We start from the raw sequence: 16,350 nt of genomic DNA, 5'->3' as shown, positions 1-16,350 counted from the left end.
GCTAATTATTCTTATTTGCACTTTTGTCCCGAGATAATACAAATTTACAATTTATTTGCAACTCCAGATACAAAAAAAGCCTCATAAAAATGAGGCCTTTAACAGTCATTATTGTCAAATTTATCTTTAAGATTAAACCTTTAGGTGGTGTTTCCCGTGTGAAACCTTTGCTTTAAGATAATTTTCATTGCCATCTTTAATGTGCGCTGAAGTGTTGACAACCTCTGTAATTTCAATTCCGTATTCCGATAACTCACGGATTTTTTTAGGGTTATTAGTTACGAGACGGATTTTTCCAACCCCTAACGCCTCAAGCATTTGTGCCGCCTCGGTGAAATCGCGCAAGTCATCATCAAAGCCTAGATGGTTGTTTGCTTCATATGTGTTCATACCCTGGCTTTGTAAACGGTACGCATCAATTTTGTTGTACAAACCGATCCCGCGACCTTCTTGGCGAAGATATAAGATAATGCCACCTGACTCACCCATTCGGTTGATGGTTTCTTCCAATTGCTCGCCACAGTCACAGCGTGAAGAGTGGAACACATCACCAGTCAGACACTCAGAGTGCATGCGCACTAAAGGCATGTCTTGTGTTTGGTCTGCTTGCTTAAAGATAATTGCTACATGCTCTTTATCCGTCTTCAGACCGCGAAAAGACAGGATTTCGGCATCAATGTTACTGTTAGCCCCGACTTTAAAATCTACTCTGGCACGTACTTCCGCCATATCTACACTCACTCGATTTATTGCTTGATGCATGTTCGTTATTGCATTCATGGGATTGTTCTCATTTGCTCTTCAACTATGGGGATTGATACCGCATTTTTCAATGTTGAGATCACAACGAGCCCTATTCTTATGTGTGACAAGCTTGGAAATCCTATCGGAATAACACCCGCTAGCCGACTTTACAATTGTTATAATATAACATTTATGACGAACTACAATAAAAAAACCCCAGACATATTTGCCGGGGTTTAGAAAGAGTTATTAAAATCTGGCATTCAATGCGTTTGGCTTCGCTTCCACACGGCGAGCTCAATCCAGACCGCTTCGAGTTCTTGAATTTCCTCGTCGGTCAACACCGCGAGAGATGAAGTGACTTGAGGCAGTTTCGGTGACTGCAATGCACGAATCTGCGAATAAAAGTCCTTTTTTAATTGCGTTATAACTGAATCCACTGCGTACACCTATTCATTCTTTATTACTCTTCCAGCTCAATTTATATCGTTTGCTATTCGCTGAAGCATTCATAAATTCGAGAAAATGATAACATTCTGTTTGTTATGTGCACAATTTATTTTTAATAGTGGAATAACGGTCACATTAATCACGCCTTATCATTCGGATCGAATATAGGACAAAAAAGATCAAAAATAACGCCGGAAGGATCCACAGCATGGCAGTATAATAATTAAATGGTGGTTTATATAGAACGATATTCCCATAACGAGTCACCAAATAATCTTTCACTTCTTGATCTGAATGGCCTTCATTCACCATGGTATACACTTTCAAACGCAGGTCTTTTGCAGCCTGCGCGTTTGACTCAACTAAGTTTTGGTTCTGACACTGCGGACAGCGTAATGTCTTGGCTAATCTCGTTGCGCGTTGTTGCAGTTCAATAGAATGAAACTCAAACAGATCAACATTCTGCACAATTTCTTCACTCTTTAGCGAAGAAGAAAATAACGCAAACGTGACTAGCATGAGAAATAGATAATTAAATCGAAACATTCAAATAACCTGAAAATATATCGTTCCATTTATCCGAAGTTAACTCACCTCGATATTTGATCAACACCCTGCCATTTTGATCAATCAAATACGTTTCTGGTGTTCCAATAACCCCTAGCTCAACTGCAAGCCTACCATTTGGATCACTGATCACCTCTGTGTATGGATTTCGTTTAGAGCTCAAATATTCACGAGCAGCTTGATCGTTGTCTCGATAATTCAGTCCAATAATAACGACACCAAGCTCAGCAAGTTGCAATAATTCTTCATGTTCACGCTTGCATATGCCGCACCAAGATGCCCAAACATTCAGTAATTTATACTGTTCCTTTTTAAAAACTTGCTGAGTGACGTCATTACCCGAAAGCAAAGACGTGGCGGTAAATTCAGGGATGGATAAATTGCGCTGCTGAGACAATTCGACATTCGGTCTATCTGATAACGCGATAGTCGCTACAACAGCAAATGCAATCACACTCGCGACTAACCCTGCTAGTTTAAGCGTATTTCTCGGTCGCATTGAATGCCTCTTTTCTTTTCGTCATTAATGTCGTGCACATACCTAGCACCGCTAGAATGCCGCCGATCCAGATCCACCAGATCCCAGCCCGATACTGCACTTTAATCGCATAAGCATGAATATCGACTTTATCACCTAACGTCACATAGTAATCCCCATACCACCGCGAGCGAATCGCTGGTTCGGTCATATTCATCACTCGCACAGGGTAATGGCGTTTCTCTGGCGTAAAGTTGAGACGGCTACCGTCCTCAAGATGCAGCTCGATCATTCCTTGCTCGGCAGTGTAGTTTGGACCTACTCGCCACTCTATCCCATGATAGTCGATGCTAATATCAGCTCTTTGAGACGTAGTACCCGGTTCTACACGCAGATTATATTCATATGAATAGTCACTATTAAACACAGCTCCACAACATGCTACCGCAAAGCCAATATGCGCAAACACCATTGGTAACCGCAAACGTCTATTTTCTGTTTTAAATAGCATTAAGGCATGTGACACTCCGACCCACGTTGACAATACTAGCGTGATAAGGCTTGTCAGATGAATAACGTCGACAGTAAAGATAAAAGCACACCCGACAACAAACGAGATCGCGCCTGCAGTTCCGGTTTGGGAAGCCATCGTCTGATTGATGCCTTTACTCCATTTCAGGATGGGCATTAGCACAAGAGCAACGAGCGCTAGCAGGCTTAAAGGGAAGATAAGGCTGTTAAAATACGGTGCTCCTACTGAAATATTCCCCAACCCCAAGAGTTGATAAAGCATAGGGTAAAAGGTGCCGAGAAAGACGATTGCTGTCGTCATAACGAGCAATCCAATTGCAAAATAAACGGTGTAGGCTCGGCTGGTTAATGTGCGAAGTTGAAAACGGGCGATATGTTCGCCTTTGGTGATAAGCAAAGCAAAAGTCACAATCACTAGCAGACACAGCACGCTAAGCAGTACAAGACCTTTGGTTGGATCTACAGCAAATGCATGCACCGAAGTGAGCACACCAGAACGCACCACAAATGTGCCGAGAATACTCAAGCTGAATGTTGCAAAAGCTAACGCATAAGTGCTCCAAATTGCCCCCTTGTTTCTCGTCGCAATGACCCCACTATGAAGTAACGCACTACCAGTTAGCCAAGGAAGCAACGACGCATTTTCTACTGGGTCCCAGAACCACCAGCCACCCCATCCAAGTTCGTTATAAGCCCACCAAGACCCAACGATGATACCCAACGTGAGAGTGCCCCAAGCAAAAAGTACTGGACCACGTGCTGCGTTATACCATTCATGAATTGGTCGCGGGCCTAACAGCGCCGCTAGAGCAAATGCCAAAATTGCCGCATAACCAACGTAGCCCAAATACAGCAAAGGTGGATGAATAATCAGCCCTACGTCTTGCAACATCGGATTCAAATCCCGCCCTTGTGTAGCCAACTCTTGCGCGTATTCAAATGGATTAGAAGTAAGGAGTGTAAACCACGCAAACACCGCAATCAGAATATTCATAATACCTAAACAATCAGCGGTGTATTGCCCACTAATAGGTAACTTGCGTGCTATGTAGGAAGCCCAAAGACTTAACGTGACCACCCAAAACAACATCGAGCCTTGGTGTCCTCCCCATGCGGCAGCAATTTTAAACGCCATGGGCAATTGGCTATTAGAATGAGTGACCACGTACTCTAAGGCGAAGTTGTCCTGAATAAAACTGATGATCAATAGGGTTAAACAAACTAAAGAGGCTAAGCTGATGATGTGTGACATCGCTATTTGATGGGGCAATACCACCTTCTTATTCATGGCGCGCCTCATCCAATGCAATAATGCCGTACAAGTCGATGCGACACCGACCAGTATCAATAAGAAAAATCCCAGCTCAGCCTCCATTTTTCCTCCTTTATACGATGGTCATTTGACCGGCATAGAGAATGAAGGTACGAAGCATCAATACCCCAACCAAACTCAAAGAAGTCACCACGAACACATAGCCACCTTTGTGACGAACTTCGGCAGGCGTCAACCAATTGAGCGTCAAAGGCATTAACATGCCGATGAGGATCACGCCTCCCCAGAACCATTGTGCCCAAAAACCCGTCGATATCGCATTCCAAGCCGCGACTTCGTTCTGACCACCGCTGAAGATCAGTCCGGTAAAGAAGGTAACTAGGACAAACAACTCAAACAATACTACTGGGCGTTCAAATCCGTGTACCCATGACACACTAGGACTGCTGGTTGGTTCTTTAAATACCAAGATACCAAACATCAAACTGGCCGCAGCACCGGAAGACAAACTTGAAAATAGGAACAAGATTGGTAGCACTGGGTTGTTGAGCATTGGGTAAGTCTTGAGTGCAGACAATAAGAAGCCTGTGTATGCAGCGAGTACAATCGCCAAGAAACCTAAGAACAATTCTACGGCATTATTCGCTTTACCTGCTTTGATCAAGACAGTATCCGCCAAATCGAGCAATTTGCTCGGCAATTTTCCTTCACAAAAACGGATGATTTGATGACGGAAAATAGTGCCAATCCACACGAACAAAACAATCATATAGACTTGGAACAGGATGACGCCCATCGACATAACTGACGTCGGGTTGTAGTAAATCATGATCTTCCAAAACTCGAGAGGTTTGGTTAAGTGGAAAATCAAAATCACTAAGCCCGAGATAATGCCAAATGGTGCTAGCCAAGCCATTGCTTTCATGATGCCATTATTCGCCGGATCACCTTCAATGACTTTGCGCTTAAGATAGAGCGCGATCATCACAGCTCCTGCCGACATGCCCGCTAAGAATAAGTAAATCGCGATGATCCAATCCCAGACTAACGAGTCAAAATGGAAAGCACTTTCAAAGCCGTTCATGATGATACCTCCCCTTTACTATGCGGAATTTTGTACAGCTTAGGTTGCGTACCCAAATGTGATTTATCGCGGTACACCACGTGGCTTTCTATCGCTTTACTCACGTCACTCGTTGGATCGTTCAGATCGCCAAATATCAGCGCTTTAGTTGGGCAAGATTCAACACAAGCTGGTTGTTTACCTTGCGCTAAATTGGTGTCTCTACAGAAGTTACATTTGTCCGCAGAATGGTCGACGGGATTAAAGAAACGCACTTGATAAGGACAAGCAGCAAGACAGTAACCACAACCGACACACTTTTCCTTGTGTACATCGACAATACCAGTCGCTTCATCTTTATAGGCAGCCCCTGTTGGGCATACATATACACAAGGAGGGTTATCACAATGCTGGCAGGACTCTCGAGTGAACTGATACTCCACGTCAGGAAATTCACCAATCGGTTCACCACGGTGAATTTTAAGGCGTGTCACGCCATCAGGCACCTTATTTACTTCTCTACAGGCATCAGTACAGGCGGTACACCCAATACAAGCGTTCTCATCATGCACCATACCTAAACGTTTACCTTGTTCACTGTCGCTGGCATAAAGAGAGGAGCTCACAACAGAGGTGCCTGCAACGCCCGTGGTCAATATCAATGCGCCGCTGCCGGCTAAAAAGTTTCTTCTCGAACATTTCATGCTATCTCTCCTCTTCTTTTGCGAGCTCAGGTTTGACGGCAAATTCAGAGTGACAATCCACACACTGTTTGATCAGTTGCTTTCTGTCGTACGACAGCGCTTTAGTTTTGGCGGCGTGTACATCATGACAATTTGAACAAGTGAGATTTTTAGCATGCACATCATGTGTCCAGTGGCTTTCTCTTAGCTTTGTTGGTGTATGACAATCCACACACTGGCTGTTCGCTTTGAGGATCAAGCTTGGGTCTAGGAACACTTTGTCGTGCACCGCTTTCGATTGAGCCGCTGAAAACTTGATTACATTAGGCGCGCCTTCTCGATGGTCAGGACCGATATTACTATGGCAGTTGGTGCAATTAAGCTGTTTACCCTGACTGAGCAACGCTTGAGGATCATGCGAAAGGTTCAGAGTCTCTTTGGCATCCTTGTGACATTGCAGACATTTATAGTCTCTGTCACGGATCAACTCGACTTGATGACGCTCAGATTGAGCTCCATCAATTGGCTCTGAAGAAGTCGCATGGGCGGCGATGGTAAAACCATAGATGGCAAGGATGAAGAGAAATTTCAGCATTGTCTCTATGGTCAATTTTATATTGCCCATATTTTTCTTTCCTTAGCTCGATAATAATTGATAACTATTCTCAACTATTTATTTGAGCGACAATTAATTTCCTCTGAAGATATTTTCCAAATCTTCAAATGACATCAATTCTTATTTCGGAAAGCCACAACGCTAAACCTATATTTATAATACCTCTATTATTCATAAGGGGTAGAAACACCTGTTCAAAAAGCGAACTAAATCACCCTATTTTTAAAATGGTTAAAAAGCCAACCCCTTATCAAACAAGACATTAACCACTACCCCTTTAGGGGTATATAAATCTAAATATGATTGAGATCACTGGTGTAAATTGATCTAAAACAAGACAAGTTTCGCTCACTATTTCATCTCCTTAATTAACTAATAATATTAACTTTAGATCTCCGATTCTTATTTGGAATAGCTCCTCACAACGCTGCTAATAAAAACGAATATGGAGATAACACCGTGAGCATAAAACACTGGATGAGCGCACCAATCGCGGTTGCGACCTTATTCGCCAGCCAATTATTTTTGGCCGGCGCTCCGTTGGCAGCAGAAGAGAAAGGTCTCATGGACCCTCGCAATGATGCCTTTGAGCAACAACACCCTGACCAATACCACTCATGGAAAGCCACCTCTGAGAGCGAACATATTGAAGATGCCCTAGGCGAAGATCCGAACATGGTAATCTTATGGGCAGGCTATGGATTCGCGAAAGACTACAACAAGGCACGCGGTCACTTTTACGCACTCGATGATGTTCGCCAAACTCTACGTACCGGTGCACCTAGCGATGAGAAGTCCGGTCCCATGCCAATGGCGTGTTGGAGCTGTAAAAGCCCAGATGTGGCGCGTGTGATTGAAGAGCGAGGTGAAGACGGTTATTTCGAAGGGAAATGGGCACGTTTAGGCTCAGAAATCGTCAACCCGATCGGTTGTTCTGACTGTCATGACACACGCTCTGAAGAGTTTAAGAAAGGTGAGCCTGCTTTAGCATTGACCCGTCCATACGTAGAACGTGCATTCGATACAATAGGCAAAAACTTTGATCAGCAATCTCGCCTAGATAAACAAGCATCAGTATGTGCGCAATGTCACGTAGAGTACTACTTTACGGGTCCGACGAAAGCCGTCAAATTCCCATGGGACATGGGCACTACCGTTAATGACATGGAGAAATACTACGACGCGCTAAATTTCAAAGATTGGACGCATGCAGTCTCCAAGGCACCAATGTTGAAAGCACAGCACCCGGGTTACGAAACGTGGCGTGATGGTATCCATGGCAAAAACAAAGTGGTCTGCGTGGACTGTCACATGCCTAAAGTAACCAAAGAAGACGGCACAGTTTACACCGATCACAAAGTGGGTAACCCATTTGATCGTTTCGAAGACACGTGTGCGCAATGTCATACCCAAACCAAAGAACAGCTGCAAGGCATCGTTTCGACTCGCAAAGCGCAAGTACTGAACATGAAGCTCACTGCCGAGAAGCAAATCGTGGCAGCGCACTTTGAGGCAGGAGCTGCATGGAAAGCCGGGGCAACAGAAGAAGAGATGCAACCTATCCTTCAAGATATCCGCCATGCACAATGGCGTTGGGATTACGCAATTGCCTCTCATGGCGTTCATATGCACGCGCCTGAAGTGGCACTTGAAGTACTGGGTACTGCAGTCGACCGCGCAGCAGACGCCCGTACTAAGCTGGTTCGTTTACTAGCGACGAAAGGCATTACTGACCCAGTACAGATCCCTGATATTTCAACTAAGGCCAAAGCACAACAAGCTCTTGGGATGGATATGGAAAAAATGAACGCGGACAAGAAACACTTCTTAGAGACCGTGGTTCCAGATTGGGATAAAGCAGCAGCGGAGCGCGAAGCAACGTACTAATCAACTAAGATAACACCATGCAAAGTACAGGGCGCACAATGCGCCCTTTTTGTTTGATCGTAGGAAAAGACGAACTAAACCCAGCTCGCCTTATAATTAACGGCGAGGAAGTCTCGGTCTGGGCTGTATATTTGGACGTGTTTTAGGCATTTGAATGCTAGGTTTTGCTACCGGGCGTTGAACTTTTGTCTCTGGTCGCGTTTCTCTTTGTTGCACTTTTTCTTTCAATGCTTTGTCTTGCATCAACGCTGGTTCGATGCGTTCCGGACGATTCTCCCATTTAGTTTGAATCTCCTGCTTTTGTTCTTCTGGTAGCGATTGCCAGTGATCGTCAAGCTGACGTTTCATGGTGCCGATGTTGGCGGACATATCATCGTCTTTCCAATCTTCAACTTTGTCTTTGATGGATTGTTGTTGTTCTTCATCCAAACCGTTCCACCACGCTTCCAACTTCTCTTTATACTCGTCATCGTTATCACAACAACCTGGGTAGTAGTAAATCCAATAATCATCATGATCGTACCACCATGGGTCGTAGTAACCAGAAGCGTAATAAGCCGAAGATGAGGAACCGGAATGATCGGAAGAGGTACAACCCGCCAACACGGAACCGCATAGCACCGCTAATATCCCTAACGCTTTATTGTTCATTCATCACCCACTTTCCTTTTACTGCTCCAGAGGCTGTTTATCTTTCGCGGTTAATTTTAGACGCCCCTTTGTGGTAGCGTTTATTGGTCACTTCTACTGCGTTTTTGGCTTCTCATAAAGACGAACTGCACATCAAAACCTCTCCTTTGTGTAAAGGCCCAACAATTCGCTGCAGAAATCAGCACGAAGGGTCAACAGCCCCCTAATTATATGCTTACAACAACTCTTTCGCTTTGTTGATTGAGTTTATGATTTGTACACGATCCAAATTAGGATCATTGGAATCTAATAATAGTACCCAGGTATCAATGGCTTCTTGAAAACGAAATGACAAAAAGTGGTCATTTGCAATCAAAGACAAAGCGGCTTCATTGTGCGGCTCGAGCTGTAAGGCTTGCTCAAGTAGCAGAGTGACTTCTTCCGTCATGGATTGTTGGTGGAGGTAATATAGTGTGGTGGCTTTCGCGGCAAGTTGGGTGGCACTAACAACGTCACTAAGTTGAATAGCATAATCAAAACAAATCAATGCTCCATCAAGCTCCCCTTCAACAAGATAGCCCTGCCCTAATTGAAACCACAATGCTGCATTATTTGGGTCTTCGCGCAACTGGTCTTGGATCTCTTGCATGATATCCCGTGCATTGGTCATACGTGACATCTCGGCTTGCATTGTTGGCGGTGGCGTTTGTCGCAAGAGTAAAAAGCTTGCACTAGTAACAACCAAAACTAAAGTACAAAGCCCAAACCATTGAGCCGGTTTGACCTTTGAAGCGCTGAGCGATAACACCACGACGAATAATCCCATCAGAGTGATAGCAACGAAGAACCAAGCAGACATAATGTACCCCACAAGCAAATATTGGTTTAGTTTACTGACTTCCTCTCAATATTGCGTTGATACAGATACAAAAAAGCCGAGCGTAATGCTCGGCTTTCAAACTTAGATGTAAAGGAAAAGATTACTCTTCTTCAGAACCTTCTGCTGCATCATCTGCTGCTGGTGCTTCAGGCGTTTGACCTTCTGCATTTGCCTCTGTTGCTTCCGCTTCTTCGCCTTCTGGCAGTTCTACTTCTTCAACTTCATCAATGCGCTGCAAACCAACCACTGACTCATCTTCAGCTGTACGGATAAGCGTTACACCTTGAGTGTTACGACCAACTTGGCTAACTTCCGCAACACGTGTACGTACTAGAGTACCAGCGTCGGTGATCATCATCATCTCGTCGCCTTCTTCTACTTGTACCGCGCCAACTACTGGACCGTTACGCTCAGAAACCTTGATAGACACAACGCCCTGAGTTGCACGACCTTTCGTTGGGTATTCTGCTAGTTCAGTACGTTTACCATAACCGTTTTGAGTAACCGTTAGGATATCGCCTTCGTTTGATGGAACGATCAAAGAAACCACTTGATCATCATCTGCTAGCTTCATACCGCGAACACCTGCCGCTGTACGACCCATTGCACGTACTTTGTCTTCGCTAAAGCGAACCACTTTACCTGCTTTAGAGAACAGCATGATATCGCTGGAACCTGTAGTGATATCAACGCCGATCAAAGAGTCATCATCACGTAGGTTAACTGCGATCAGACCGTTTGAACGTACGTTAGCAAACTGGTTCAGAGGAGTCTTCTTAACCGTACCGTCACCCGTAGCCATGAAGATAAACTTCTCTGGAGAGAACTCATCTACCGGAAGGATTGCCGTGATACGTTCACCTTCCTCAAGTGGAAGGATGTTTACGATTGGCTTACCACGTGCAGTACGAGTTGCATGAGGTAATTGGTAAACTTTCAGACGGTAAGTCTTACCACGAGTTGAGAAACACAGAATGTTATCGTGAGTATTTGCAACAAGTAGACGCTCGATGAAGTCTTCATCTTTCATCTTCGTTGCACTCTTACCTTTACCACCACGACGCTGAGCTTCGTAGTCGCTTAGGATTTGGTACTTAACATAACCTTCGTGAGACAGAGTTACTACTACGTCTTCACGAGCGATCAGCTCTTCCATGTCAATGTCATGGCTAGCTGCTGTAATTTCTGTACGACGCTCATCGCCGTAACCATCGCGAACCGCTTCAAGTTCTTCACGGATCACTTCCATCAAACGCTCAGTGCTTGCAAGGATGTGCATTAGCTCTGCAATTTCGTCCAATAGCGCTTTGTATTCATCAAGAATCTTCTCATGCTCTAGACCAGTTAGACGGTGTAGGCGAAGTTCTAGAATCGCTTGAGCTTGAGTTTCTGTTAGGTAGTACAGACCATCACGGATACCGTATTGATCTTCTAGCCATTCAGGACGTGCAGCGTCAGTACCAGCACGCTCTAGCATTGATGCTACGTTACCAAGATCCCAACCACGCGATACCAAGCCAACTTTTGCTTCAGCTGGAGTTGGTGCGTTTTTGATGAGTTCGATAACTTCGTCAATGTTCGCAAGAGCAAGAGAAAGTGCTTCAAGGATATGCGCACGTTCACGCGCTTTACGCAATTCGAAAATAGTACGACGAGTCACAACTTCACGACGGTGATCAACGAAGCACTTCAACATGTCTTTTAGGTTGAATAGCTGAGGTTGGCCGTTGTTTAGCGCAACCATGTTGATACCGAAAGTGGTTTGAAGCTGAGTTTGCGCGTAAAGGTTGTTTAGAACAACTTCACCCACTGCATCGCGCTTACATTCAATTACGATACGCATACCATCTTTATCAGACTCGTCACGTAGCGCACTAATGCCTTCTACTTTCTTATCTTTTACTAGCTCAGCGATCTTCTCGATCAAACGAGCTTTGTTCACCTGGTAAGGGATTTCAGTGACGATGATGGTTTCTTTACCATTCTTCTCCACTTCGATTTCCGCTTTTGAACGCATGTAGATTTTGCCGCGACCTGTTTTGTACGCGTCTACAATACCTTTACGACCGCTGATAAGCGCCGCAGTTGGGAAATCAGGACCAGGAATGTAATCCATTAGCTCATCAATAGTGATTTCTTCATTATTGATGTATGCAAGACAGCCATCGATCACTTCGCCAAGGTTATGTGGCGGGATGTTGGTTGCCATACCTACCGCGATACCGGAAGAACCGTTTACCAATAGGTTAGGAATTTTAGTAGGAAGAACTGCAGGAATTTGCTCCGTACCATCGTAGTTAGGTACGTAGTCCACAGTTTCTTTGTCTAGGTCAGCCAGAAGTTCGTGGGCCATTTTCGCCATACGTACTTCGGTATAACGCATTGCCGCAGCAGAGTCGCCATCGATCGAGCCAAAGTTACCTTGACCATCGACCAGCATGTAACGAAGTGAGAACGGCTGAGCCATACGTACGATTGTGTCGTACACAGCACTATCACCGTGTGGGTGATATTTACCGATTACGTCGCCGACAACACGGGCTGATTTTTTATATGGTTTGTTCCAATCGTTGCCTAGTACGTTCATCGCGAATAAAACGCGGCGGTGTACTGGTTTTAGGCCATCACGCACATCTGGAAGAGCACGACCCACGATGACAGACATCGCGTAGTCTAGATATGAACCTCTAAGCTCATCTTCAATGTTTACGGGCGTGATCTCTTTAGCTAAATCGCTCATAGAGCCATTATCCCTCTATTATCTGATCGTAATTACGATACGTGTAAGGTGCAAAAATATAACACACAATTCATCAACGGGGCATCACTTTCCCACTCGTTTTATCAGGTTGTGAGCTTGGTTATGGGTTAAATGAAGAGAATTTGCACATTCATCCCATATCTTTATGAAAACTGACTATATTTCCACCAACATCAGTCAAAAATCTCTCCTGTAGCGATTGTGAGAAAAGAACCAGTTTTAACGTATCGTACCATTGGAGTATAATCTCGCCTTCCAAAGGACTATTAGCGAAGCGATATAACAATCATGACTAAAGCACAAAACGTCGACCCAAGTGAAATTAAGAAATTCGAAGAGATGGCTTCTCGTTGGTGGGATTTAGAAGGCGAGTTCAAGCCACTTCATCAAATTAACCCGCTTCGCTTGAACTATGTCCTAGAGAAAGCAGACGGCTTATTTGGTAAAAAAGTGCTCGATGTTGGCTGTGGTGGTGGCATCCTAGCTGAGAGCATGGCTAAAGAAGGTGCAGTAGTTACTGGTTTGGATATGGGTAAAGAGCCTCTTGAGGTCGCTCGCCTGCATGCACTTGAGACTGGCACTAAGTTGACTTACATCCAAAGCACGATTGAAGACCACGCAGCAGAAAATGCAGGAACCTATGACGTTGTCACTTGCATGGAAATGCTTGAACACGTTCCAGATCCACTTTCAGTGATTCGTTCTTGTGCTGCATTGGTCAAACCTGGCGGTCACGTTTTCTTCTCTACCTTGAACCGTAATATCAAATCTTACCTATTTGCCATTGTGGGTGCAGAGAAGTTACTTAAGATTGTGCCAGAAGGTACACACGATCATGAGAAGTTCATCAAACCTGGTGAAATGATGAAGATGATTGACCAGACAGACCTTACCGAGATGGGTATCACAGGCTTACATTACAACCCACTCAACGATAGCTACAAACTTGGTCGTAATGTGGATGTAAACTACATCGTTCATACTACAAAATATTGATGGTTCGATTGACGCTTGAGCGACAAACGAGCATCAAGATTGAGAAAAAGCGGTAGCATAGATGCGCCGCTTTTTTTGTCAATTTCTGTCGAAAAAAAGTGCTCTAGATTCCATTTTGACCAAACTATTTTTAACAAACAAAAACTGTCAAAGATCAAGGAAAATATTTTTACATGCGGTTATTTATGAACCGATTTAAAAAACGTATTTTTCCCCATTCAAGTCAGCCCTTTTCTCATCGGTTAGTGTTCACTTACTGTTTTTTTTTATTTTGTTAGTTATCCACAAGTCATCCCAAACCTGTGCCTTGAAAAATTGGGGTAACAGCACTATCTTGTAACTCGCAAACAAATGAACCCCTATATCTTGTGTTTCGACTACAATATATAGATAGACTTTGATCACAAAGCCGCCGCAAATTTTACAAGTTTTGCACATAAACAAACAAAAATACGGCTTTTATCAGTTTTCTTAGGGAAATAAAGCAGAATGAACCAACAACTTACCGTCACTAAACGTGATGGCCGCAAAGAAACTATCGATCTGGAGAAAATCCATCGCGTTATTACTTGGGCTGCAGAAGGTCTGAACAACGTATCGGTATCACAAGTAGAACTACGTGCTCACATCCAGTTTTACGACGGCATTACGACGACAGATATCCACGAGACTATCATCAAGTCTGCTGCAGATTTGATTTCAGAAGAAACACCGGATTACCAATACCTAGCTGCTCGCCTAGCGGTATTCCACCTACGTAAGAAAGCATACGGTCAATATGAGCCGCCAACGCTTTACAACCACGTAGCTCGTCTTGTTGATATGGGTAAGTACGACCAACACATCCTAGAAGACTACACAAAAGCTGAATTGGACGAGCTTGATGCGTACATCGATCACAAGCGCGACCTTGATTTCTCTTACGCTGCTGTAAAACAACTAGAAGGTAAGTACTTCGTTCAAAACCGTGTATCGGGTGAAATCTACGAAAGTGCTCAGTTCCTTTACATTCTAGTGTCTGCTTGCTTGTTCGCTAACTACCCGAAAGAAACGCGTCTTGACTACATCAAACGTTTCTACGATGCGACATCGACATTTAAGATTTCTCTACCTACACCAATCATGTCTGGTGTACGTACCCCTACTCGTCAGTTCAGCTCATGTGTGCTGATTGAGTGTGGTGATAGCCTAGATTCTATCAACGCAACAGCAAGTTCAATCGTACGTTACGTTTCTCAACGTGCTGGTATCGGTATCAACGCTGGTCGTATCCGTGCACTAGGTTCTGAGATCCGTGGTGGTGAAGCATTCCATACAGGTTGTATCCCGTTCTACAAATACTTCCAAACAGCAGTTAAGTGCTGTTCTCAAGGTGGTGTTCGTGGTGGTGCAGCAACTGTGTTCTACCCACTATGGCACGGTGAAGCGCGCTCGCTAATGGTTCTTAAGAACAACCGTGGTGTTGAAGAGAACCGTGTTCGTCATATGGACTACGGTGTTCAGTTGAACAAACTGATGTATCAACGCCTAGTGGAAGGTGGCAACATCACGCTATTCTCGCCATCTGACGTACCAGGTCTGTACGACGCATTCTTTGAAAATCAAGAAGAATTCGAGCGTCTATACGTGAAATACGAAAACGATCCTTCAATCAAGAAAGAGACCGTTAAAGCGATTGAAATGTTCACTCTTCTAATGCAAGAGCGCGCATCAACTGGTCGTATTTACATTCAGAACGTAGACCACTGTAATACGCACAGCCCGTTCGATTCAGAAGTAGCACCAGTTCGTCAATCAAACCTATGTTTGGAAATCGCGCTGCCAACCAAGCCATTAACTAACGTTGAAGATGACTCGGGTGAAATCGCGCTATGTACACTGTCTGCGTTTAACCTTGGTGCAATCAAGTCTCTGGATGACTTCGAAGAACTGTCTGAGCTTGTTGTTCGTGCGCTAGATGCACTGCTTGATTACCAAGATTACCCACTACCAGCTGCATACAAATCGACAATGAACCGTCGTACGCTGGGTGTTGGTGTTATCAACTTCGCATACTACCTAGCGAAGAATGGCGTTAAGTACTCTGACGGCAGCGCAAACGGTCTAACTCACCGTACATTTGAAGCGATTCAATACTACCTATTGAAAGCCTCTGTTGCGCTTGCGAAAGAGCAAGGTAAGTGTCCTTCGTTTAACGAAACGAACTACGCGAAAGGTCTACTGCCTATCGACACTTACAAGAAAGACGTTGACCTAATTTGTGACGAAGAGCTGCACTACGATTGGGACAGCCTACGTCAAGAAATCATGGAACACGGTCTGCGTAACTCAACACTGACTGCGCTAATGCCTTCTGAGACATCTTCTCAGATCTCTAACGCAACAAACGGTATTGAGCCGCCACGTGGTTTCGTGTCTGTTAAAGCGTCGAAAGACGGTATCTTGAAACAAGTTGTGCCAGATTTCGCTGAGCTTAAAGACAACTATGAACTGCTTTGGAACATCGGTTCTAACGACGGTTACCTACACCTTGTGGGCATTATGCAGAAGTTCGTTGACCAAGCGATCTCTGCGAACACAAACTACGATCCTTCTGGTTATGAGAGCGGTAAGGTGCCAATGAAGAAACTTCTTCAAGACCTTCTGACTGCTTACAAGTTTGGTGTGAAGACGCTTTACTACCATAACACCCGTGACGGTGCGAAAGACGACCAGAAAGACGCAGTTCAACCACAAGATGACGATTGTGCAGGCGGCGGTTGTAAGATTTAATCTCCCCCACTTAAACAAT

Annotated in this window: 14 protein-coding genes; 3 read left to right on the top strand and 11 right to left on the bottom strand. The window is 44.4% G+C overall.

Annotated elements, in window-relative coordinates:
* Positions 1-132 precede the first annotated feature (132 nt).
* The 8 genes from OH459_RS19280 to nrfB form a co-directional block, all read right to left on the bottom strand.
* On the bottom strand, positions 133-729 hold the full coding sequence (locus OH459_RS19280; RefSeq protein WP_005445121.1) for a GTP cyclohydrolase II: 597 nt from the start codon (positions 727-729) through the stop codon (positions 133-135).
* 278 nt (positions 730-1,007) lie between these two features.
* On the bottom strand, positions 1,008-1,184 hold the full coding sequence (locus OH459_RS19275; protein WP_005445119.1) for a hypothetical protein: 177 nt from the start codon (positions 1,182-1,184) through the stop codon (positions 1,008-1,010).
* Between the two features lie 145 nt (positions 1,185-1,329).
* On the bottom strand, positions 1,330-1,740 hold the full coding sequence (gene nrfF / locus OH459_RS19270) for a heme lyase NrfEFG subunit NrfF (protein ID WP_269988144.1): 411 nt from the start codon (positions 1,738-1,740) through the stop codon (positions 1,330-1,332).
* The gene (locus tag OH459_RS19265) at positions 1,727-2,260 is read right to left on the bottom strand and encodes a DsbE family thiol:disulfide interchange protein (RefSeq protein WP_005445115.1); all 534 of its coding nucleotides are present in this window, start codon (positions 2,258-2,260) and stop codon (positions 1,727-1,729) included. The genes nrfF and OH459_RS19265 overlap by 14 nt, the downstream gene beginning before the upstream one ends.
* Positions 2,238-4,145 (bottom strand): heme lyase CcmF/NrfE family subunit, encoded by a 1,908-nt coding sequence (locus tag OH459_RS19260; RefSeq protein ID WP_269988141.1) that lies wholly within the window; start codon positions 4,143-4,145, stop codon positions 2,238-2,240. The genes OH459_RS19265 and OH459_RS19260 overlap by 23 nt, the downstream gene beginning before the upstream one ends.
* A 10-nt stretch (positions 4,146-4,155) precedes the next feature.
* Positions 4,156-5,127 carry a cytochrome c nitrite reductase subunit NrfD gene (nrfD, locus tag OH459_RS19255; protein WP_005445111.1) on the bottom strand — a complete coding sequence of 324 codons (972 nt, stop codon included), beginning with the start codon at positions 5,125-5,127 and terminating at the stop codon, positions 4,156-4,158.
* On the bottom strand, positions 5,124-5,810 hold the full coding sequence (gene nrfC, locus OH459_RS19250; RefSeq protein WP_017189460.1) for a cytochrome c nitrite reductase Fe-S protein: 687 nt from the start codon (positions 5,808-5,810) through the stop codon (positions 5,124-5,126). The genes nrfD and nrfC overlap by 4 nt, the downstream gene beginning before the upstream one ends.
* Before the next feature lies 1 nt (position 5,811).
* Positions 5,812-6,414, bottom strand: coding sequence for a cytochrome c nitrite reductase pentaheme subunit (nrfB, locus tag OH459_RS19245; protein ID WP_050903323.1), 603 nt, complete (start codon positions 6,412-6,414; stop codon positions 5,812-5,814).
* Between the two features lie 450 nt (positions 6,415-6,864).
* Here nrfB and nrfA point away from each other — a divergent pair, with 450 nt between their 5' ends.
* Positions 6,865-8,292 (top strand): ammonia-forming nitrite reductase cytochrome c552 subunit, encoded by a 1,428-nt coding sequence (gene nrfA / locus OH459_RS19240; RefSeq protein ID WP_005445107.1) that lies wholly within the window; start codon positions 6,865-6,867, stop codon positions 8,290-8,292.
* A gap of 96 nt (positions 8,293-8,388) precedes the next feature.
* On the opposite strand, the gene OH459_RS19235 is transcribed toward nrfA, so the two are convergent.
* The 3 genes from OH459_RS19235 to gyrA form a co-directional block, all read right to left on the bottom strand.
* Positions 8,389-8,943 (bottom strand): hypothetical protein, encoded by a 555-nt coding sequence (locus tag OH459_RS19235; protein WP_005445106.1) that lies wholly within the window; start codon positions 8,941-8,943, stop codon positions 8,389-8,391.
* A 214-nt stretch (positions 8,944-9,157) separates the two neighbouring features.
* Positions 9,158-9,781 carry a TPR domain-containing protein gene (locus OH459_RS19230; protein WP_005445105.1) on the bottom strand — a complete coding sequence of 208 codons (624 nt, stop codon included), beginning with the start codon at positions 9,779-9,781 and terminating at the stop codon, positions 9,158-9,160.
* A gap of 121 nt (positions 9,782-9,902) precedes the next feature.
* Positions 9,903-12,542: a DNA gyrase subunit A gene (gene gyrA, locus OH459_RS19225; RefSeq protein WP_005445103.1), complete on the bottom strand. Its 2,640-nt coding sequence runs from the start codon at positions 12,540-12,542 to the stop codon at positions 9,903-9,905.
* Positions 12,543-12,851: 309 nt separating this feature from the next.
* Between gyrA and ubiG the strand changes: the two genes are divergently transcribed.
* Complete coding sequence (gene ubiG / locus OH459_RS19220) at positions 12,852-13,559, top strand: bifunctional 2-polyprenyl-6-hydroxyphenol methylase/3-demethylubiquinol 3-O-methyltransferase UbiG (protein WP_009698400.1); 708 nt, start codon at positions 12,852-12,854, stop codon at positions 13,557-13,559.
* Between the two features lie 489 nt (positions 13,560-14,048).
* Complete coding sequence (gene nrdA, locus OH459_RS19215) at positions 14,049-16,331, top strand: class 1a ribonucleoside-diphosphate reductase subunit alpha (RefSeq protein ID WP_005445098.1); 2,283 nt, start codon at positions 14,049-14,051, stop codon at positions 16,329-16,331.
* Positions 16,332-16,350 lie beyond the last annotated feature (19 nt).

Origin of the sequence: Vibrio sp. MM46 (assembly GCF_027587135.1) — a bacterium.
GTDB lineage: Bacteria > Pseudomonadota > Gammaproteobacteria > Enterobacterales > Vibrionaceae > Vibrio > Vibrio harveyi.
Note: the sequence above shows the minus strand (reverse complement) of the source record. Positions and strands in the feature narration are given on the sequence as shown.